Origin of the sequence: Thermobifida halotolerans, assembly GCF_003574835.2 — a bacterium.
In the GTDB taxonomy this organism is placed as follows: Bacteria; Actinomycetota; Actinomycetes; order Streptosporangiales; family Streptosporangiaceae; genus Thermobifida; species Thermobifida halotolerans.
In genome coordinates this window covers 4,462,526-4,481,957 of sequence record NZ_CP063196.1, presented here as the reverse complement: position 1 = coordinate 4,481,957, position 19,432 = coordinate 4,462,526, and the positions used below count along the sequence as shown (strand labels likewise).

General features: G+C 67.9%; 14 protein-coding genes, 1 tRNA gene and 1 CRISPR repeat array (1 of these 16 only partly in view). All 15 genes read right to left on the bottom strand.

The features are described from left to right. A CRISPR array of direct repeats spans positions 1-483; the repeat unit is 29 nt; unit sequence GGGACCATCCCCGCGTGCGCGGGGAGCAC (it extends 156 nt beyond the left edge of the window). Between the two features lie 89 nt (positions 484-572). The 15 genes from cas2e to gnd all read right to left on the bottom strand — a co-directional run bounded on the left by cas2e (position 573) and on the right by gnd (position 19,430). Then, positions 573-923 carry a type I-E CRISPR-associated endoribonuclease Cas2e gene (gene cas2e / locus NI17_RS20065; RefSeq protein WP_068693534.1) on the bottom strand — a complete coding sequence of 117 codons (351 nt, stop codon included), beginning with the start codon at positions 921-923 and terminating at the stop codon, positions 573-575. Beyond that, positions 920-1,888, bottom strand: coding sequence for a type I-E CRISPR-associated endonuclease Cas1e (gene cas1e, locus NI17_RS20060; protein ID WP_068693535.1), 969 nt, complete (start codon positions 1,886-1,888; stop codon positions 920-922). Before cas1e ends, cas2e begins: the two co-directional genes overlap by 4 nt. Beyond that, on the bottom strand, positions 1,885-2,589 hold the full coding sequence (gene cas6e / locus NI17_RS20055; protein ID WP_068693541.1) for a type I-E CRISPR-associated protein Cas6/Cse3/CasE: 705 nt from the start codon (positions 2,587-2,589) through the stop codon (positions 1,885-1,887). Before cas6e ends, cas1e begins: the two co-directional genes overlap by 4 nt. After that, positions 2,589-3,302 (bottom strand): type I-E CRISPR-associated protein Cas5/CasD, encoded by a 714-nt coding sequence (gene cas5e, locus NI17_RS20050; protein ID WP_119268208.1) that lies wholly within the window; start codon positions 3,300-3,302, stop codon positions 2,589-2,591. The genes cas6e and cas5e overlap by 1 nt, the downstream gene beginning before the upstream one ends. Further along, positions 3,299-4,486, bottom strand: a complete 1,188-nt coding sequence (gene cas7e, locus NI17_RS20045; protein WP_068693543.1) for a type I-E CRISPR-associated protein Cas7/Cse4/CasC — start codon at positions 4,484-4,486, stop codon at positions 3,299-3,301. Before cas7e ends, cas5e begins: the two co-directional genes overlap by 4 nt. Further along, complete coding sequence (gene casB, locus NI17_RS20040; RefSeq protein ID WP_068693545.1) at positions 4,483-5,139, bottom strand: type I-E CRISPR-associated protein Cse2/CasB; 657 nt, start codon at positions 5,137-5,139, stop codon at positions 4,483-4,485. Before casB ends, cas7e begins: the two co-directional genes overlap by 4 nt. After that, the gene (gene casA / locus NI17_RS20035; protein ID WP_068693547.1) at positions 5,136-6,812 is read right to left on the bottom strand and encodes a type I-E CRISPR-associated protein Cse1/CasA; all 1,677 of its coding nucleotides are present in this window, start codon (positions 6,810-6,812) and stop codon (positions 5,136-5,138) included. The genes casB and casA overlap by 4 nt, the downstream gene beginning before the upstream one ends. After that, a complete protein-coding gene (locus tag NI17_RS20030) occupies positions 6,802-9,720 on the bottom strand; it encodes a CRISPR-associated helicase/endonuclease Cas3 (protein WP_068693549.1) in 2,919 nt (972 codons plus the stop codon). The genes casA and NI17_RS20030 overlap by 11 nt, the downstream gene beginning before the upstream one ends. Positions 9,721-10,782: 1,062 nt before the next feature. Further along, positions 10,783-10,856: transfer RNA gene (locus NI17_RS20025), tRNA-Ile, on the bottom strand. A 164-nt stretch (positions 10,857-11,020) separates the two neighbouring features. Next, positions 11,021-11,452, bottom strand: a complete 432-nt coding sequence (locus tag NI17_RS20020) for a DUF3566 domain-containing protein (RefSeq protein ID WP_234402112.1) — start codon at positions 11,450-11,452, stop codon at positions 11,021-11,023. A 454-nt stretch (positions 11,453-11,906) separates the two neighbouring features. After that, on the bottom strand, positions 11,907-14,435 hold the full coding sequence (gyrA, locus tag NI17_RS20015; RefSeq protein WP_068693553.1) for a DNA gyrase subunit A: 2,529 nt from the start codon (positions 14,433-14,435) through the stop codon (positions 11,907-11,909). A 57-nt stretch (positions 14,436-14,492) separates the two neighbouring features. Continuing rightward, positions 14,493-16,430 carry a DNA topoisomerase (ATP-hydrolyzing) subunit B gene (gene gyrB / locus NI17_RS20010; RefSeq protein ID WP_084012824.1) on the bottom strand — a complete coding sequence of 646 codons (1,938 nt, stop codon included), beginning with the start codon at positions 16,428-16,430 and terminating at the stop codon, positions 14,493-14,495. Positions 16,431-16,797: 367 nt separating this feature from the next. Continuing rightward, on the bottom strand, positions 16,798-17,319 hold the full coding sequence (locus tag NI17_RS20005) for a DciA family protein (protein WP_068693596.1): 522 nt from the start codon (positions 17,317-17,319) through the stop codon (positions 16,798-16,800). Next, positions 17,309-18,445 carry a DNA replication/repair protein RecF gene (gene recF / locus NI17_RS20000; protein ID WP_068693557.1) on the bottom strand — a complete coding sequence of 379 codons (1,137 nt, stop codon included), beginning with the start codon at positions 18,443-18,445 and terminating at the stop codon, positions 17,309-17,311. Before recF ends, NI17_RS20005 begins: the two co-directional genes overlap by 11 nt. Positions 18,446-18,548: 103 nt before the next feature. Further along, complete coding sequence (gene gnd, locus NI17_RS19995) at positions 18,549-19,430, bottom strand: phosphogluconate dehydrogenase (NAD(+)-dependent, decarboxylating) (protein WP_068693559.1); 882 nt, start codon at positions 19,428-19,430, stop codon at positions 18,549-18,551. Between the last annotated feature and the right edge of the window lie 2 nt (positions 19,431-19,432).

Below are 19,432 nucleotides of genomic sequence, written 5' to 3'. Positions count from 1 at the left end.
CACCGGGGGTCTCCTTCCTGGTGCGGCGGGACCATCCCCGCGTGCGCGGGGAGCACTCACTCACCGGGGGTCTCCTTCCTGGTGCGGCGGGACCATCCCCGCGTGCGCGGGGAGCACATGGCGGCGCGCTCTCGCATGTCGGTCTGGCCGGGACCATCCCCGCGTGCGCGGGGAGCACGGCGACAGCACCCGCTCGGGCCGCCCGGACAGGGGACCATCCCCGCGTGCGCGGGGAGCACGCAACGAGTTCATCGACGACCCGAACCTCAGCGGGACCATCCCCGCGTGCGCGGGGAGCACGTCACGCTGGTCGGTTCGGCTTGGGGGTAGTAGGGACCATCCCCGCGTGCGCGGGGAGCACGAGACACCGAAGTCGTAGAAGGCGGCGACGATGGGACCATCCCCGCGTGCGCGGGGAGCACAGCTGGAACAGTTTCGTCCCGGGCGGGTACTCGGGACCATCCCCGCGTGCGCGGGGAGCACACTGAATGACCTGCACCTTTACCTGCCGTCGGAGCGGATTTCATTCACTTCTTGAAAATCGGACAAATCAGCCATTGGCACTCGAACTACTACCGCCTCCCGAATCGGCGGCGTTTCGCTGCCTTGCTCCACCCCTGGGGCTTGACCTGTGAGGTGACAGTCTGCGGTTCGCTGGGCCGACGGATGAGCACCAAGCCTTCGTGGTCTACCGGGATCCACTTGTGGTCGTAGGTTTTGAAGGCGAAGCCCTGCTCGTTGTCGGTGTTGTAGGCCAGCAGGGCGCGCCCGTTGCCTGCGTATTCCTTCACCTCGGCCCAGAGCACCTCTCGGATACGGGTTGAAGGGCCTCCAATGAAGACGCCAGGGGAGATCTCCAGGAGCCAGCGTGTGAGAAAGCCCCGCAGTCCTGCGGGGCAGTTCGTGAGCACGATGACGGTCACCAGATCACTCCGTGTTCGAAGGCGTCGGCGTAGTTGCGGCCGGACTCCATGTCGGCTCCGCGGTCCGCCAGCAGGACGACGCGGTCGAAAGCGGTGTCCTCTGCGGTGTCGGCGTCTCCCCCTTCAGGCAGGAGGAGGGTTTTGATGTCGCGGACGCAGCGGTTGAGGAATCCGGTTCTGCTCACGTGGTCACGGACGGCCCGGCGGGTGCGGGGCCCGACCTCTTCCGGGCTTTCCGCCGCAACCTCGAAAGCGATGGGGATGCCCACCTCGGTCTTGTAGAGGTCCGCGACGTCGAGCACGAACGACAGCTCGTGGCCGGAGTGCACAAATCCCAGTGCGGGAACGCACCCCAAGGCGGCGACAACCGCTTGGGCGATGCCGTAGAGACACTGCGCCGCCGCGGTGATTCCTTGGTTGGGCGGGTCGCCGGAGTTGAAATCCCCGGGTGTGAAGCGTCGACCGTGCCAGGGGACGCCGACCCTGGCGGCTTCCCTGCGGTAGAACTCCCTGATCCGTTTTCCCTCTCTGCCGAGCATCTGCTGGCGGGTGAGGCCTGAGGGGTCCTCACCGGGGAAACGCATCCGGTACATGGCACGGGCTACCTGAAGCCGTGTGGTGCGGTTGGCCCAGGCTTTGGCTTGGGCCTCGGCCAGGGCGGCCGAGCGTGTCAGTGACCGGCCGCCCGCGTAGAAGCGCACTCCGTGTTCTCCCACCCACACCACGCCCGCGCCGCTGTCGCCGAGCACGCTCATCGCCTGGTGGGTGACGCGGGTTCCCGGCCCCAGCAGCAGGGTTCCGATGGTGGCCGAGGGAATGTGTGTGACTCCTTCGCCGTCCTCGGCGGTGATGGCGTTGGCGTCGCGGTGCACGGTGCACCGCTCCAGGTAGACGAAGGACAGCCGGTCCGCCGCCCGGGTGAGTTCGCGCGGGGTGGAGGCGCGTCGTTTCCCGACCGTCGTCATCGGTCGGAGTCCGCCGGGGCCAGGGTCATCAGGCCGCACCCGTAGGCTTTGGCCCTCCCCAGTCCTGTGGTGAGGGTGCGGCGCAGCGCGTCGGGGTCGGTGACTTCCAGTCGGCCGTCGAAGGTCGCGGTGACCAGGGATACCAGGCCGTCTTTCGACGTCTTCTTGGTGAATGCGCGGTTCTGGCGGTTGTGCACGACCAGCTCGTACTCGTCTCCTTGGGGGAGCCGACGCTGCTCCACCGGTTTCTCCACCACCCGGAAGCCCGCGGCGTCCTGGCGACTCAGCAGCCAGCCCATCTGGTGGCGCGGGGTGACGTGCGCGGTGAGCTTGGTCGGCTCTCCGGGCTTGCGGCGGATGCTGTGCACCGGGTTGGCGGTGAGCCGGAACGCCCAGACGTCTCCCCTGGCCAGCCGGGACAGGAACGGGGCGTAGTCGTGGGTCTGCCACTCTGGTTGGGTCGACCATCCGGCCTGTTCCACCAGGTGGGTCAGGTCGGGTTCGGGCGGGCTGACGATGTAGAGGAACACCTCGGCCCTGGAGGTGCGGTCGACTCGCCACAGCACGCGCGGACCGCTGGTGTCGCTGGGCAGCAGGGTCGGGAAGGAACTCATGACGGCGGCGTGCATGGCCTGTGGTGAGGCCAGCAGTTTACGCGCCCCGCTGCGTGCGGTGTTGAGGCGGAAGCGGGTGAGGTACATCATTCGCCTCCCAGCGCGGAGATCGGGTCGTGGTCGGGAGGTGTGGTCCGGCGCGCGCACGGGTTGGGGACGCTGACCGTGTCGGAGCGGACGCCGCGCAGGGCGTAGCGGCGGTGCAGCGGGTCGAAGCTGAGCGGCAGGTCGCGCAGGCTGTCGGCGCCGGGATCTCCTGGAAACGCGTCGATGAGGAGGCCGAGTGTGACCTCGGGTTGGTCGCGCAGGCGGCGCTGGTACCAGCCGGCGGCGTGCCACTTCTCTTCTTTCAGGACCTGTTCGAGTGTCCTGCCGTCGTGGATGCCAAGGTCAAGGGGGCGTGCGGGTGGGCAGGAGCGCCGTCCCAGGTAGGGCAGGTACACCGGATTGCGTACGGCCCGGTGCAGGTCGTTGACGAGTGTGTCGTCGCCTTCGACCGCCGCCACGAACACGGCGTCGGCCAGGTAGAAGCGTTCGGAGACCGGCATGGATCTGCCGGTGTCGAGGTGCTTGGCGGTCTGGTAGTCGCGGATGCGGGTGCCGCGCTGGTCGATACGCACGCCGAAGCGCAGCGCGGCAAGGTCGGACAGGTCATCGGTGCGTTCGCGTCCCTGGGCTGCGGCGAGCAGACCGAGGACGCCGCTTTTGGTGGGGGCGTGTTCGGTGGTGCGCCGTGCGAAGCGGGCCGAGGCCCCCCACGCCTGCAAGGGGCCGGCCAGCAGCAGCGCCAGAACGCTCACTGGTCCGCCGCTCGCTGCGCGACGGCCGCGCCGACCGCGGTGACCAGGTCGGGCAGTGCCACCTCGGTGCCGAGGCCGGAGAGTTTCTCGGTGCTCTGCCCCACGCGGAGCACCCACGTGTCCGTGTCGTCCTCGACACCGTAGGCGCGTTCGATGTCGGGGATGTAGGCGGCCAGGCGCTCACTGGCCTGCCGCAGGTGGCCACTGTCTTCCGTGACCGTGACGGGTTCTTCGAAGGCGCTGGCGAAGCTGACCGGTCGGGAGGTGCGGACTTTGACGATCACCGCGTCAGGGAGCGTGTGGTTGCCGAAGGTGTTGACCTTGCCGGTGGGCAGTGACTCGACGAATCCGCGCACGAACGCCTCAACAGCGCGGCGCAGCGGTTCGGTGACCGACTCGTCCTCGCGCAGCCCTTCGCCGAGGTTCTTGCGCAGCAGGTCGACGTCGAGGGCGGCGTAGCGGTAGAGGGTGGCGGAGTTGAACTCCACGGTGCCGATCATGCCCGCGCCGGTCTCGTCGTCGGGGTTGCGGTCGTCGACGGCGGTGTAGTAGTCGGACTCGTTCTCCACCGCGTGCACGCTGATGGCGTGGGCAACCTGGGCGGCGGCGTCGACGTTGATGTCGGCACCGTCGGCGACCATGCGGCCGAACAGGGCGATGTCGACCGAGTGGCGGGTGTCGGCGATCTCCTTGGCCCGCTTCTTGGTGTCCTTGTCCTTGAGGAACGCCTTGATGTCGGCGCGGCCCTCGACGGCGAGCCCGGCCAGGCCGTCGAGTTGGCGGGTACTCAGGAACATCAGGTAGGAGGATTCGGGGGCGGGGTTGTCCTCGCTCTTCTTCGCCGCGGCGGCCTTGCGCTTGGGCACCTCGATCTTGGATCCGGTGGCGGCCTGGATGGTTTCGGCGGCCAGGGTCCAGGCTTCCTTCTCCTCGATGGAGTTGTCGAGGCGGCGGATCCGCTCGGCCAGCAACTCGGCCACGCGCTTGGTGCGCACGCCCAGGTCCTCGGGGGGCAGCAGGCTGTTGAAGGCCATGCGGGTGGCGCGCTTCCACGCCTGGCTGGAGACCCGGGCGCGGCGCACTCCACCGTAGATCGCGGTCTTGGGGGTGCCGGTGTCGTCGCGGTTGAGGTTGCTGGGCGGGACGGTCTGCAGGATGTGCAGGTCGATGATGGTGCGGCTCATGAGTGGTCCTTGTCGGTCGTGTCGGTGGAGGTGCCGGTGCCCGGTGCGGGGTTTTGGGTGGCCTTGGGCCGGTAGGCGTGGAATCCGCGTCCCCATGCGGCGCGGACCTTCTTCGCCCCCTCTGGGGTTCGGAACTGGTGGATCTGGTCGGCGAGCAGTCCGTAGTCGAGTGGGATGGCGTCGCGGCGCAGCAGTGTGACGATTTCGCGCAGCCGGTAGGCGAGAACGTGGACAGTGGTGGCGCTGCCCGCCTGTACGAAGCGTCGGCGCAGCGGCTCCTCGATCTCGCCGGGAGGCATGAGTCTGCGCACGGCTTCGCCCAGGCCGCGGCCGCGCTGGTGCATGCGGTCGTCGCGGCGTGACTGCTGATGGACCGCATAGAGGGTGAGGGCGATGTGCGCGGCGTTCTCGGCGCGGCTCATCTCCTCCTCACCGATGCGGGGGGCGTTTTCGTAGAACCGGTCGTCCAGGGCGAGTCCCCACAGGTCGGGGGCTTCCTCGATGGTCCTGCCCGCGCCTCGCCGCAGTCGGGCCAAGGCCGCCACGGCATCGGGGCGGTCTTGGCGGTAGCCTTCCTGGATTTCTCGGACGCGCTGATCGACGAACGTCCCCACCCAGGTCAGGGATGTCCGCGTGGTGTCGGTGGTGGTCACGCTGCTGCCTCGCCTGTCTGCTCGGTGCTGGACATGGAGAGCCTCTTCTTCAGTTCGGTACGGAACCGCAGGTCGGCATGGGAGGCGTTGAGCCAGACGGAGTTGCCGCTCTTGATCTCGACAACCCGCCCGGTCCAAGCCGCTTCCCCCGCCTCGTGCACCAACTGCCGGCCGAGGCCGCTGATGATGCGATGGGTCTGCTGCTGCCAGGCGCTACGGCGTTCGGCGGCGTCAACTCCAGGGGTGAGGGTGCTCAACCAGGCGCGGAAGGGGCCGTCGAGTGCGCCGAACCCGAGGTCGCGTGCCGTGGCGCGAGGCGTTTCGGGTTCGGCTCCGGCGGCTTCGGCCAGCGCGGTGGCGAGGTTCCCCAGGACGGTGACCGCGGCTTCGGCATCCTCGACGGCTCTGACTGCGGTGTGTCCGAGTCCGCTGTCGCGTTCGTGCAGCAGCACCACGGCCATGGCCACCTGGTCGTCGACGATCTCGTCGATGACGGACTGCTGGGTGCCGTAGAAGGCGCCGATGAGCCGGGCACGGATGAGGTAGTCCTTGGGGAGGAACTCCTCGTTGACGAGGCGGGCCACCCAGTCGAGGATGCGCGGCCGCACGACGGTGGCGGCCTCACCGCGCTGCTCGGCTCCGTGTACCTGACCCGTTACCAGCGCGCCCAGGCCACGCCAGGCGCTGCGGGCCGGATCGTGCTCGCGTGGCAGGTAGACCTGTGCCAGTCCGAGTTTCTTCTCCTGGGCCGGGCTGCGCCGCCATGAGGTCATCGGTTCGCGGTTGTGCATGTTGCGCGCGGGCAGCGGGTCGCCGTAGGTGAGCAGTGCCCCGTACACGCCGCCGGCGTCGTAGTGCAGCCGGATGCGGCGGCTCTGCCAGGTGTAGAGGTCGCGCAGGCCCTGCGGGCGGCCTGCCAGTTCCTTGGCGTCGGTGGGGGCGGCGGTGGTGGGTGTGTGCCGCCAGGCGGGACGGTCGTCCGGGGTGACTCTGAGGTTGTCGGTGTCGAAGGCGACGAGGTTGAGCAGCAGCGTCTCGTACAGGTTCGTGCCGTCGACCAGGATGCCGCCGAGGTTTCCGGCCCAGCCCACCCCCTGCGGGTAGCCCTTGCCGCCCTTGACGCGGGGGTCGCCCACGGCGCCGGACTTGATGCCGGAGACGTCGTAGGCGTGGGCGTGCACCACCCAGCGTGCGGCCTCGGCGAAACCGATGCGGTCCACACCGCGGGCCCGCATGGTGAAGAACGGCGCCCCGTTGGGGACGTCGGCGACGATCCGGTCCAGCGAGAAGATCTCGTTCTTCGCGGTGTGCAGGTCAGCGACCTGGAAGAACGGGGTGGTGGGGTGCAGCAGGTCGAAGCGGTCGCGGTGCTGCTCCAGGTAGTCCGCGATCCGGTCGACCGGCAGTTCCTGTTCTTCCTCGGCCTCCGTCCACAACTCGGACCACTCGTCGGAGTCCTCGGGCCCGTCGATCGCGTCGTGCAGGACCGCCAGCAGCAGCCGCACCAGCGCGAACTCCTGGGTGGGGACGTCCCCGACGAGACGACGCAGGCGCGGCGCCTGCTCGAAGACCTCCAGCAGCGACAGTTCACTCTGGGAACCGTCCCGGTACTGCACCGGAAGCCACGGCCGCGTGACCAGGTCGAAGGAGAGGTGAGAGGTTTCAGTTGTCACGGTGGACCTCAAGACCGTCGGTGCGGGTGTAGCGGAGGCCGTAGCCTGCCAGGCGGCTACGACAGTTCTCGTCCAGGATCAGGATCAGCTCCCCTGCCAGCCAGTGCGATTCCTTGGTCTGCCACGCCGGGACGCATTCGGCTTCGAGTTCGGCGATGGCTTGATCGAGGACTTTGGGGAAGCCGAACTGGTAGGGCAGGCGCAGGGCCGACGCGGCGACAGTGCGCGCGAGCCAGGCGGGGGGCACCGCGTCGGTGGGCAGTTCCAGGCCGCCGCGGTTCTTGCTCAGCCACGGGAGGGTGGTCAACACACCGTCGACGCGCCGCTGAACGACCAGGACCTCCAGGCTCTCGCGGCTGTCGCGGACCTGCGCCGCGCCCTTGCGCGTGTCGTCGGCGTCGCCCACCCCGGCGTCCACCCACCCGGTCAGGGCTCTGCCGGGCTTCTTCACCTTGTCGAGCAGGAAGTCCTCGGCTTTGACGCGCTGTTCGGACTGGTGAACCTCGTGGTCGTACCGGGCCTTCTCCAAGGCTTCCTGCCATGTGGCGGGGCCGACCGATTCGGAGCCGTAGGCCGCCTGCACCAGCGGGCTGATGGCATCGGGCAGCCGGACCGTGCCTCCTGTCTGAGCGGTTCCCGCGAAGTGGGGTTCCAGCACCGCAAGGGAGCGCAGCAGCGGATAGTCCCGGTAGACCAGACGGGACCCTCGGACCGGTTCGGGGACCTCCGCCGTCCAGTTGACTCCAGTGACCAGGCATCGTGCGGTGCGCAGCCGCGCCGGACGCTCGCTCTGCTCCTCGCCGCGCTGGTGGCGGTGCAGGCGTCCCATTCGCTGCAGCAGCAGGTCGACCGGCGCGAGGTCACTCACCAGCAGGTCGAAGTCGACGTCGAGGGACTGTTCCACCACCTGGCTGGCGACCACGATGTGCTTTCCGGGGCGCTTTCCGCCGGCCTCCGCGACCTTCTCCGGAGGGCCGAACGTGGCCAGCAGTGCAGCGTCGTTCTCCACCCGGTCCAGGTCCACAAAACGGGCGTGGGCGACGGTCACATGGTCACTGCCGAAGCGCTGACGCAGGCGCTGGGCGGCCTGGTGGGCCCGGTCGACCGTGTTGCGCACGACCAGGACACAACCGCCTTCCCCGAGTTCCTCGTCCAGCCGGTCGGCCAGCACGTCCAGGTCGTCGTCCAGGCGCTCCACGCGCACGTCGATGCCACGCCCCGAGGCCGCGGGAAGAGACATACGCGGAGCCGCTTGTGGAGCGGCGCCGGTGAGCAGCGGATAGCCGTCGGCCTTCTCCACCTGAGCGAGATCGGTGTCGGTAACCGTGGAACCGGTGTAGGCCTCGACGAGTTCACGGCGGCGACGGGCGGGCAAGGTCGCCGAGAGCACCGCCACCGGCACGCCGTAGGCACCCAGCCAGGACAGCACCCGGTCGAGGTAGGAGTTCATGTAGGTGTCGTAGGCGTGCGCCTCGTCGATCACCACCACCTTGCCCGCCACGGCGAGGTGGCGCAGCGCCAGGTGGCGGCTCTTCAGTCCAGCGAACAGCAGCTGGTCGATCGTGCCGGCCACGAACGAGGACAGCATGCCTTTCTTCCGGCCGCGCAACCAGTGGTGGGCGACCAGTTCCGCCGAGGCGACCCGTTCGTCCGCTTGATATCGCCACTCGTCTTCCGCACCGTCGCGGTCGACGTCGGCGATCCGGGTGGGGCCCTGGCGTGCCAGCTCGGTGTACTTTTCGTTCAGGGCGGCCTTGGAGTGGGCCAAAAACACCGAGTGCGCTCCTGGCTCGGCCCGTTGGTCGGGGAGACGGCCCAGCCAGTCGAGCATGCGCGGGAACATGGCGTTTCCGGTGGCCATCGTGGGCAGAGCGATGAAGCAGCCCCCAGCGCCGGAGCGGGCGGCGAAAATTTCGGCGACGGCGAGTGCGGCCTCGGTCTTGCCTTCCCCCATCGGCGCCTCGATGATCATCAGCCCTGGGGCGGGCATCTCGCGTGCCAGACGCACGGCTTCTTCCTGGGTCGGGCGGACCGCCGCTCCCGGTGGCAGGTCGAAGCGCGCGGCGAACAGAGCCGCGGGCTCCTCCTCGGGTTCCACCGCCTGCCAGGGGCGGGGCAGGTCCAACCGGCTCCAGGCCGTGTCGATGCGTTCGGGATCGGTGGCGCACCCGTCGGGAAAGTAGGGGAAGAGATCGGGGTTACTGGCGATCCAGTCAGCGACGATGACCAGCGCTGTCAGCACCACCTGCACCGGCTGCGGCAGCCTGGTCTGCCGCCACTCGCCCAACCGCTCCGCCACCCCGCAGACCGCGGCGGCGGTGTCGAGCAGTTCGTCCTGCACACCGCGCCACACGTCCTCGCAGCGGGGCGTGCGCAGCAGATCCGGGTACCGGGTGAGGTTGCTGATGTCGGCCTGGGTTGGCGGCACCCCGTGGTGGCCGCCCGCGACGATCGTGAACGGGAGGGTCTCCCGCTTGGACCAGCCGTGCCGTTCGGTGAGCCACTGCTGGAGCAGCACCTGCCCGGCCAAGCCGTGAGGGGCGTACTTGCGGTCGGGCATCTGCTTGTACAGCGGCATGTCCAGCCCGGCGCGGCGCATGGTGCCGGCGAGTTCCTCCACCTGACAGGCGAACGCGGGGGTGGCTTTCCCGACGTCGTGGGTCGCGGCCAGCCACACCGCCAACCGCCGGGCATCAGCAGCACCGTCCGGGAGCGCGTCGGCGACCAGTCGCCGCACCTGACGGGGTAGCCATTCATCCCACAGCCGCCCCGCCACAGCGGCGCTGTCAGCCATGTGCCGCCACAGCGGCAGCCAACCGCCCATGTCGCGGTCGTGCTTGGCCCATACCGACCGCGCGGCATCAGACAGTCCGCCCGGCCAAGGCGACAGAGAGTCATCGGAAGCCATGAGGAACATTCCACCGCATGAGAGGGGAGAAAGCGCCGCAAACAGAAAATTTCCTCAAATGTGGGGAAACTTGGGGTGAGGGAGTGATCCTGTCATGAGCTCACTCCCTCACCCTGTAGCCCTGCATGCGCAGGGAGCATGTTCGCCCGCATGTGCAACGAGACACTAGATCGGGACCATCCCCGCGTGCGCGGGGAGCACTCTAGAGCAACAGGCATGGCCAGGATTCTTTTCGATGCGCTCCCCTATGGGGATAGCATAAACGATCTCGTGTCACAAAAAACATGAGGGCCACAGGAGGGAACGATCTCGTGACACGTGAAGGAGGTTCGCTTGCGAGTACTCGGAGTGGTACGCTCCTCCGGGAAGCGCGAAGCCTCTGGCCTTCTTGTCGCCTTGGCGAGGGCTAAGGCTCGAATCTCCTTGCCCTCGGACAAGCAAGAAGGGCCCTGCACTTTGCCTAGCCAGGGCCCTTCAGGTCAGTAATCCATCTTGCTGGAAAGGACTACATGAGCCACTCTACGACACCCCCGCCTTCCTGCTCTGCGCCCTCTCCCGACGCTCCTCCCAGCCCCACCCCCATGAGCATGCGATTCGTTCTTCTGGTTCTTCTCAGTGGCCTCTGTTCAGCAGTGGTGGGAGCGCTCACGTGGATTGCAGGCCGCCATCCTGCTGAGGCCCTTCTGGCAGCCCTGTTGGTGCTGGGAGGAAGCTACAAGTTCTTCGACAGCCTCATCTCTCGTTAGCCGAAGCTTTGACCGTCCGCTTGGTCCTGCCTCCTTGAGGCAGGACCGCTTCGGTGCTCTCCTCCTTCAGAATCGATGGACTGGTCCACGGGGCGGCGGTGGCCAGTAGTTGGTCGGGGGAGCGTGCTCGGAAGAAGGCGTGGAGTTGTCGTTGGCGGCCTGGTAGTTCTTCAGTGCGGCCCAGAGCCGCCGGGCAGCACTCCGCTGCGACCGCTGAGTGGGACTTCCGGGCCGTCCTCACGGTCAAATGACGGTCAAACGACCAAGAGCCCGGCCTCCCTCAGGGGAGAACCAGGCTCTGAGCTGGAAAAACAAGTGGGCGTACCAGGACTTGAACCTGGGGCCTCATCCTTATCAGGGATGCGCTCTAACCGACTGAGCTATACGCCCTTGTTCGTGTGGAACTCTACCGCATCCAGGGGAGTGGGGCGAACCGAAAACCCTGGTGGGTGAGAGCGGGAAGACACTGGAGCGGTGTCCTTCCGACTCCGTCATTCTACCCGTTCCCAGGGGGCCTTGGGTCCACGCGGAGCGCGGACCCAAGGCAGAGGAAGCTACTCGGTTTCGCTCAGGGTCACGTCGAGGCCGCCCACGAGATCGGCGGCGAGGTTGTAGAGCATCGCGGTGACGGTGGCCAGAGCCGTGATGAGGATGACGTTCAGGGCCCCGATCAGGGCGGTGTAACCGAGCACCCGGGTGGGCGAGAACCAGCTCTCCGGGTTGAGGTTGAGGTCGTCTCCCCCGTCGTCGCCTTCGGTCAGCGACGAGATCAGTTCGGTCACCGCGTCGAAGACACCCAGGTAGGACAACCCGGTGTAGAGGACGGCAACCGCCACGAACAGCACGATGAAGCAGACCAGGGAGATGACGAAACTGAACTTCATCATCGACCACGGCTCGACCCGGCTCAGTGTCAGGTGCGCCTTGCGGGCCGTCTTGACAGCCTTGCCACCGGTGCCCGGCGCGGAGGCCGCTCCTGCTGCCATACCCGAATCCCCCTGTGCAGCCTCTGGGGTCGGCGTCTCGACAGCGTCCCCGTCGCCCTCGGATTCCTCGGCGCCCGCAGAGTCATCGGAGACGTCTGCCTCGCTCACCGTTTCGGAGTCCGGGGACGTCTCGGACGTCTCGGTCTCGGAAGCGTCGACCTCAGTGGTCGTTGCGGCATCTGTTTCGCTCTGTTCGGAGCCGGTGCCACTCGACTCCAATGCAGCGGATTCTCGTTGCGCGTTGTCGGACATAGCCACGTTACCGCTGAACTCTCCATATAACAGTGGAATCCGGGAGGTCGGGCCAGCAGCGCCGAACCCCACGAGACGAATGTCGCTTATGACAGACAGCCACTCTATTGAGAGCGGCCACCGACCGGCCAGTGTCACGCGCGAGGGGCGGGTAATACCTTCCCCTCGCGCGTGTGGACGTGTTTCACGTGAAACGCAGAGACTACTCGACGTCGAACTCGGTGCCGTTCTCGGCCTCGTCGTCCATACCCTCGGCGTTGCGCGCGATGGCGACCACGTGGTGGCCCTTGCTGAGGTTCATCAGCCGAACCCCCATCGTGGCCCGCTGCGACCGCTTGATCTCCGCACACTTGGTGCGGATCACTCCGCCGTTGGAGGTGATCGCCAGGATCTCGTCCTCCTCGGGATCGACCATCAGCGCACCGACGAGCCTGCCGCGGGTCTCCACGACCTTGGCCGTGAGCACGCCCTTGCCGCCGCGCTTCTGCACCGGATACTGGTCGGACGGGGTGCGCTTGGCGTAGCCGCCGTCGGTGGCCACGAGCACGTCCGTGGCACCCTCGCCCTCACGGATGACATCCATGCTGAGCAGGTAGTCGCCCTCCGTGAAACGCATGCCGATCACGCCGCTGGTCGCCCGTCCCATCGGCCGCAGCGACTCGTCCGACGCGGAGAACCGGATCGCCTGGGCGTTACTGCTGATCAGCAGCAGGTCGTCGGTCGGGAAGACCAGCCTGGCGGCGATCAGTTCGTCGTCCTCGCGCAGGTTGATGGCGATGATGCCCGCCGAACGCGCGGAGTCGAAGTCCTCCAGCTTGGTCTTCTTGACCAGACCGGAACGGGTGGCCAGTACCAGGTAGGGCGCTGCCTCGTAGTCGCGCAGCGCCAGCACCTGGGCGATCTCCTCATCGGGCAGGAACGGCACCAGATTGGCCACGTGCTGCCCTCGGGAGTCCCGGGCCAGCTCGGGAAGCTCGTATGCCTTCGTGCGGTACACCCGGCCCTTGTTCGTGAAGAACAGGATCCAGTTGTGCGTGGTCGTCACGAAGAAGTGCTGGACGATGTCGTCCTGTTTGAGCTGGGCGCCGCGCACCCCCTTGCCGCCGCGCCTCTGTGCCCGGTAGTTGTCGAGGCGGGTGCGCTTGGCGTAACCGCCCCGGGTGATGGTGACGACGATGTCCTCTTCGGCGATGAAGTCCTCCATACGCATGTCGCCCTCGTCGGGGACGATCTGCGTACGGCGATCGTCACCGTACTTCTCGACGATCTCGGCGAGTTCGTCGCGTACGATTCCGCGCTGCCGCTCGGGCGAGGCGAGGATCCCGTTGTAGTCGGTGATCTGCGCCATCAGCTCGTCGTACTCGCTGGTGAGCTGCTGGCGTTCCAACGCCGCGAGTTTGCGTAGCTGCATATCCAGGATCGCCCGCGCCTGGACGTCGTCGATGGCCAGCAGGCTCATGAGGCCGCTCTTGGCGTCGTCCGCGGAGGCGCTGCCCCGGATCAGCGCGATGACCTCGTCGATCCGGTCGATCGCCTTGAGCAGCGCACGCAGGATGTGGGCGCGCTCCTCGGCCTTGCGCAGCAGGTAGCGAGTGCGCCGGACGATGACCTGGATCTGGTGGACCACCCAGTGGCGGATGAGCTGGTCCAGGCGGAGCGTGCGGGGCACTCCGTCGACCAGGGCCAGCATGTTCGCGCCGAACGTCTCCTGCAGCTGGGTGTGCTTGTAGAGGTTGTTCAGCACGACCTTGGCGACCGCGTCGCGCTTGAGGACGATCACCAGTCGCTGCCCGGTGCGGCCGCTGCTCTCGTCCTTGACGTCGGCGATCCCGTTGACCTTGCCGTCCTTGACAAGCTCGGCGATCTTCAGCGCGAGGTTGTCGGGGTTGACCTGGTAGGGCAGCTCGGTGACCACCAGGCACTGGCGGCCTCTCCCGTCCTCCTCCACGTTGACCACGGCGCGCATGGTGATCGAGCCGCGTCCGGTACGGTAGGCGTCCTCGATGCCGCGTCGACCGACGATGAGCCCGCTGGTGGGGAAGTCGGGGCCCTTGATCCGCGCGATGAGCGCGTCGAGCAGTTCCTCGTCGGAGGCCTCGGGGTGCTCCAGGTACCAGGTGACGCCGTTGGCCACCTCGCGCAGGTTGTGCGGCGGAATGTTGGTGGCCATACCGACCGCGATACCGGCCGAACCGTTGACCAGGAGGTTGGGGAACCGCGAGGGGAGAACCACGGGCTCCTGCGAACGGCCGTCGTAGTTGGGCCGGAAGTCGACGGTCTCCTTGTCGATGTCGCGCAGCATCTCCATGGCCAGCGGCGCGAGCTTGCACTCGGTGTAGCGCATGGCCGCTGCCGGGTCATTGCCGGGAGAGCCGAAGTTTCCGTTGCCGTCGACCAGCGGCATCCGCATCGACCAGGGCTGCGCCAACCGCACCAGGGTGTCGTAGATGGCGGAGTCGCCGTGCGGATGGTAGTTACCCATGACGTCGCCGACGACGCGCGCGCACTTGAAGTAACCGCGGTCGGGACGGTACCCGCCGTCGTACATGGCGTAGAGCACGCGCTGGTGGACGGGCTTCAACCCGTCGCGCACGTCGGGCAGGGCGCGGCCGATGATGACCGACATCGCGTAGTCGAGGTAGCTGCGCTGCATCTCGACCTGGATGTCGACCGGTTCGACACGGCTTGTGGAATTCTCGGAGGCCTCGGGAGTCGTGTTCGCATCCGTCACTGGATGTCGATCCTTTTCTGGTGGGTCGTTCGCTGCCGTCGGAACGTCAGGCGCGGGCTAGATGTCCAGGAACCGGACGTCCCGGGCGTTGCGCTGGATGAAGGAGCGCCGCGACTCGACGTCCTCTCCCATGAGCACACTGAACATCTCGTCCGCCTGCGCGGCGTCGTCGAGCGTCACCTGCAGCAGTATCCGGCGCTGGGGGTCCATGGTGGTCTCCCACAGTTCTCCCGGGTTCATCTCGCCCAGTCCCTTGAAGCGCTGGACGAGGTCGCGGGGCCGGGGGTCCCTCTTGCCCGCCGCGACCCCCGCGGTGATCAGTTCGTCGCGCTCACGGTCGGAGTAGGCGTAGTCCACGTCGGTGCCGCGCGTGTCCCACTTGATCTTGTACAGCGGGGGCTGCGCGAGGTAGACGTACCCGGCCTCGATGAGCGGCTTCATGAAGCGGAACAGCAGGGTGAGCAGCAGCGTACGGATGTGCTGGCCGTCGACGTCGGCGTCGGCCATGAGGATGATCTTGTGGTAGCGCAGCTTCTCGATGTCGAAGTCGTCGTGGACACCGGTGCCCAGCGCCGTGATGATCGCCTGGACCTCGTTGTTCTTGAGGATCCGGTCGATGCGGGCCTTCTCGACATTCAGGATCTTGCCACGGATGGGAAGAATGGCCTGGTAGTGAGGGTCGCGTCCGCCCTTCGCGGAGCCGCCCGCGGAGTCGCCCTCGACGATGTAGACCTCGGAGCGCTCCGGATCGGTGGACTGGCAGTCCGCCAGTTTGCCGGGAAGCGAGGTGGACTCCAGCAGCGTCTTGCGCCGGGTGAGGTCGCGCGCCTGGCGGGCGGCGATGCGGGCACGCGCGGCCTGGTTCGCCTTGGTGACGATGTCCTTGGCCTCGCCGGGGTTGCGGTCGAACCAGTCCCGCAGGTGCTCGTGGCACACCTTCTGCACGAACGACTTGGCCTCGGTGTTGCCGAGCTTGGTCTTGGTCTGCCCCTCGAACTGGGGGTCGGTGAGCTTGACCGAGACGATCGCGGTGAGACCCTCCCGGATGTCGTCGCCGGTGAGGTTGTCGTCCTTGTCACGCAGCAGTTTCTGGTCGCGCGCGTACCGGTTGACGATCGAGGTGAGGGCCGCGCGGAACCCCTCCTCGTGGGTGCCTCCCTCGGCCGTGTTGATGGTGTTGGCGAAGGTGTGCACCGAGGAGGTGTACGACTGGTTCCACTGCATGGCGATCTCGGCCGCGATGCCGTCGCCGGAGTCCTCGAACGCGATGACGGTGGAGTGTGCGGGCTCCTTGGTCGCGTTGATGTGGTGGACGAAGTCCGAGAGGCCCCCCTCGTAGTGGTAGGTCTGCGTGACGGGGGAGTCGCCGACGAACTCGGGACGCTCGTCGCGGATGGTGATGGACAGTCCCCTGTTGAGGAAGGCCATCTCCTGGAGCCGCCGGGACAGCGTCTCGAAGTTGTACGTGGTGGTCTCGAAGATGGACCCGTCGGCCCAGAAGGTGATCTGGGTACCGGTCTCGTCGGTGGACTCGCCCCTGGTGAGATCGGTCACCGGCTGGGTCATCTCGTAGCACTGCGTCCACACGTACCCGTCCCTGCGGACCTCCACCTCGAGCCGGGTGGACAGGGCGTTGACCACGGAGACGCCGACTCCGTGCAGCCCTCCGGAGACCGCATAGGACTTGCTGTCGAACTTGCCGCCCGCGTGCAGGGTGGTCAGAACGAGTTCCACCGCGGGCCGCTTCTCCACCGGATGCGGGTCGACCGGGATACCGCGCCCGTTGTCGGCCACCCGTACCCCGCCGTCGGCCAGCAGTGTGACCTCGATGGCGGTCGCGTACCCGGCGAGCGCCTCGTCCACGGAGTTGTCCACAACCTCGTAGACGAGATGGTGCAGCCCGCGCTCCCCCGTGGAGCCGATGTACATGCCGGGGCGTTTGCGTACCGCTTCGAGGCCTTCCAAAACCGTGATTGATCGCGCGTCGTAGGCCAAGTTGGAAACACCCTCCTGCCGGGGACGCCGACCAGCCGCATGACAATCGGCGGACACACGGCGACCCAGGCGAAACGCGCTGCCACGCCCCCGCCAAGACGCTGCTGCGACCCCGATTCCCGGTACCCCGCTCTTGGTGCGGTCCCTGTCGGTGGAGGCGTCCATAGAACTGCCTCCATGATACCGTGCGCACGGCCTGAAAGTCGCATCTGCGGCCCTGTGACGGCCTTCAACGAACGAACGGAGCGGGAGCCGAGTCCCCACACGCGCCCCGCCCTGGCGGGAACTCCGCGACCAAATCAGTGCTGTCCGCCCGGGACAACGCCGTCCGATCGTCGCGGAACGGTTCCGCGGTGGCCGGCCGCCCTCAGCGCACCCGCCACTGACCTCGGTTTCCGCGTCGGCTTCCCGGGGTGGCGACCCTGATGACGCGTACGGTTCCGTGCCCGAGTTCCTCGTTGAGTCGCCGCACCAACTGGGGGGACATGGCGCGCACCTGGGTCGCCCAGGCCGCGGAGTCGACCGCCACCACCAGTTCACCGTCGGCGTAGGTCTGGGGCCGCACGTGTTCGGCCAGGCTCTCACCGACGATCTGGGACCAGCGTCCGAAGACACCGCCGACGGCCACCTGCTCCTGCCAGCCGTGCTCGATCAGCCAGGAGCGCACGGCGTCGCCGAACAACTGCGGTTCGCCGCGCCGTCTCGTGGAACCGCGCCGGGGTCTGCGGGAGTGTGTCTGCGGTGCGGCGGCGCCGCGGGCCCTGGCCTCGGCGCGGGCCTTGGCCAGGGCCTGACGGGCCCGCTCGATACCGCTGGGACCGCTGGGGGACGGATCTCCGTCCACAGGCTGTGGGGAGTCGGGCCGCCGCGGCCGGTGCTCACTGTTCACGTTCCACCACTCCATCCCGGACTCTGAACCGCGCGCCCGACAACTCCTCGGGAACGTCGCCGGGCACCGCCGCGCTCACCAGGACCTGCTCGGCGGTGCGGACGTGCTCGGCCAGCCGCCGTCGGCGCTCGGCGTCGAGTTCGGCGAAGACGTCGTCGAGGACGAGCACCGGATCGTCGCCGTCGGCTCGCAGCAGTTCGAACCCGGCGAGCCGCAGCGCCAGCGCGTAGGACCACGACTCGCCCTGGCTGGCGTAGCCCCTGGCGGGCAGGTCGTTCAGGCGCAACTGCAGGTCGTCGCGGTGCGGCCCCACGAGACTGACCCCGCGCCGCAACTCCTGGGGGCGCGCCTCGGTCAGTGCGCCGCGCAGGGCGTCCACAAGCTGTGGACGGTCCGCGGTCACAGTGCCCCCCTCGGGCACCGCGGAGCAGCGGTAGTGCAGGGTGGGCGGTCCTCCGGACGAGGTGAGCTCACCGTAGGCCTTGGCGACCAGCGGCTGCATTTCGGCCACCAGTGTCAGGCGCGCCGCCAGCAGTTCGGCGCCGGTGTCGGCCAGGTGCTCGTCCCACACGTCCAGGGTCGACAGGTCCGGTTCGCTCCGCTGGTTGAGGTACCGGGCCGAGGCCGATTTGAGCAGGGCGTTGCGCTGCTTGAGCACCCGTTCGTAGTCGGAGCGGACCCCCGCGTACCGGGGCGCCCGGGCGACCAGCAGGTCGTCCAGGAATCGGCGACGCTCCCCCGGGTCTCCCTTGACGAGGGCCAGGTCCTCGGGTGCGAACAGCACGGTCCGCAGAATGCCCAGCACGTCCCTCGGGCGGGTGCCCGCAGAGCGGTTCAACCGGGCGCGGTTGGCCCGCCCCGGGTTGATCTCCAGTTCGATGAGGGTGCGCTGGTCGTGCCGGACCACGGCCGCCCGGATGACCGCCCGTTGTGCTCCCCTGCGGACGAGAGGAGCGTCGTTGGCCACACGGTGGCTGCCGTGCGTGGCGACATAGCCGATCGCCTCGAACAGGTTGGTCTTGCCGTGTCCGTTGGGACCGACGAAGGTGCTGATCCCCGGCTCCAACTCCAGGTACGCGGTCTCGTAGGACCGGTAGTCGGCCAACTGCAGATGGGAGACGTACATCTGGCTGCTCCTACAGAAGCGGACCGGGTCCGCGCGGCCGTGTGCGCGGACCCGGGAGGCGTGGGGCGACCGTGTCGTCCACAGACTGTGGACCGCCGCGGGGCTATTCCTCGGCCTTGGTCACCGCGTGTCCACCGAACTGGTTGCGCAGCGCCGCGATGACCTTCATCGCCGGACTGTCCTCCTGCCGTGAGGCGAACCGGGCGTACAGGGCCGCGGTGATGACCGGGGCGGGAACCGCGTGGTCCACGGCGGCCTGGACGGTCCAGCGTCCCTCGCCGGAGTCCTCGGCGTACCCGCGCAGCCGCTCCAGCCCGGGATCCTCGTCGAGGGCGCGGACCAGAAGGTCCAGCAGCCAGGAGCGCACCACCGTGCCCTCGCGCCAACTGGCGAGGGTTCCGGGGACGTCGTCGACGATCCCGGAGGCGGCCATGAGTTCGTAGCCCTCGGCGAAGGCCTGCATCATGCCGTACTCGATGCCGTTGTGGACCATCTTGACGAAGTGCCCGGCGCCGACCGATCCGGCGTGCACGAACCCTCCGCCATTGTCGGGGGTGAGCGCGTCGAAGACCGGTCTGGCCCGCTCCACGCTCTCGGGGGAGCCGCCGACCATGATGCCGTAGCCGTTCTCCCGTCCCCAGACACCGCCGCTGACACCGGCGTCGAGGTACTCGACACCGCGCCGCGCGAGTTCCGCGGCATGCTCGCGGTCGTCCCGGTAGTGGGAGTTGCCGCCCTCGATGACGAGGTCGCCGGGCGCCAGCAGTTCGCCGAGTTCGCGGATGCTGCTCCGGGTGGGCTCGCCGGCCGGAACCATCAGCCACACGATTCGCGGCGCGGCCAGCCGCTCGACGAGTTCGGTGACCGACCCGACGTCGCGCACCTGGGGATCGAAGTCGAAACCGATGACGTCGTGGCCCTTGTCACGGAGCCGCGCGGCCATGTTGCCGCCCATCTTGCCGAGGCCGATCATGCCGAGTTGCATGC

What these genes read in the sequence shown, in the direction of transcription:
- cas7e (WP_068693543.1), bottom strand. Translation starts at nt 4,486, where the DNA reads ATGAGCCGCACCATCATCGACCTGCACATCCTGCAGACCGTCCCGCCC.
- cas1e (WP_068693535.1), bottom strand. Translation starts at nt 1,888, where the DNA reads ATGACGACGGTCGGGAAACGACGCGCCTCCACCCCGCGCGAACTCACC.
- NI17_RS20020 (WP_234402112.1), bottom strand. Translation starts at nt 11,452, where the DNA reads ATGGCAGCAGGAGCGGCCTCCGCGCCGGGCACCGGTGGCAAGGCTGTC.
- cas6e (WP_068693541.1), bottom strand. Translation starts at nt 2,589, where the DNA reads ATGTACCTCACCCGCTTCCGCCTCAACACCGCACGCAGCGGGGCGCGT.
- recF (WP_068693557.1), bottom strand. Translation starts at nt 18,445, where the DNA reads ATGTACGTCTCCCATCTGCAGTTGGCCGACTACCGGTCCTACGAGACC.
- gnd (WP_068693559.1), bottom strand. Translation starts at nt 19,430, where the DNA reads ATGCAACTCGGCATGATCGGCCTCGGCAAGATGGGCGGCAACATGGCC.
- NI17_RS20030 (WP_068693549.1), bottom strand. Translation starts at nt 9,720, where the DNA reads ATGGCTTCCGATGACTCTCTGTCGCCTTGGCCGGGCGGACTGTCTGAT.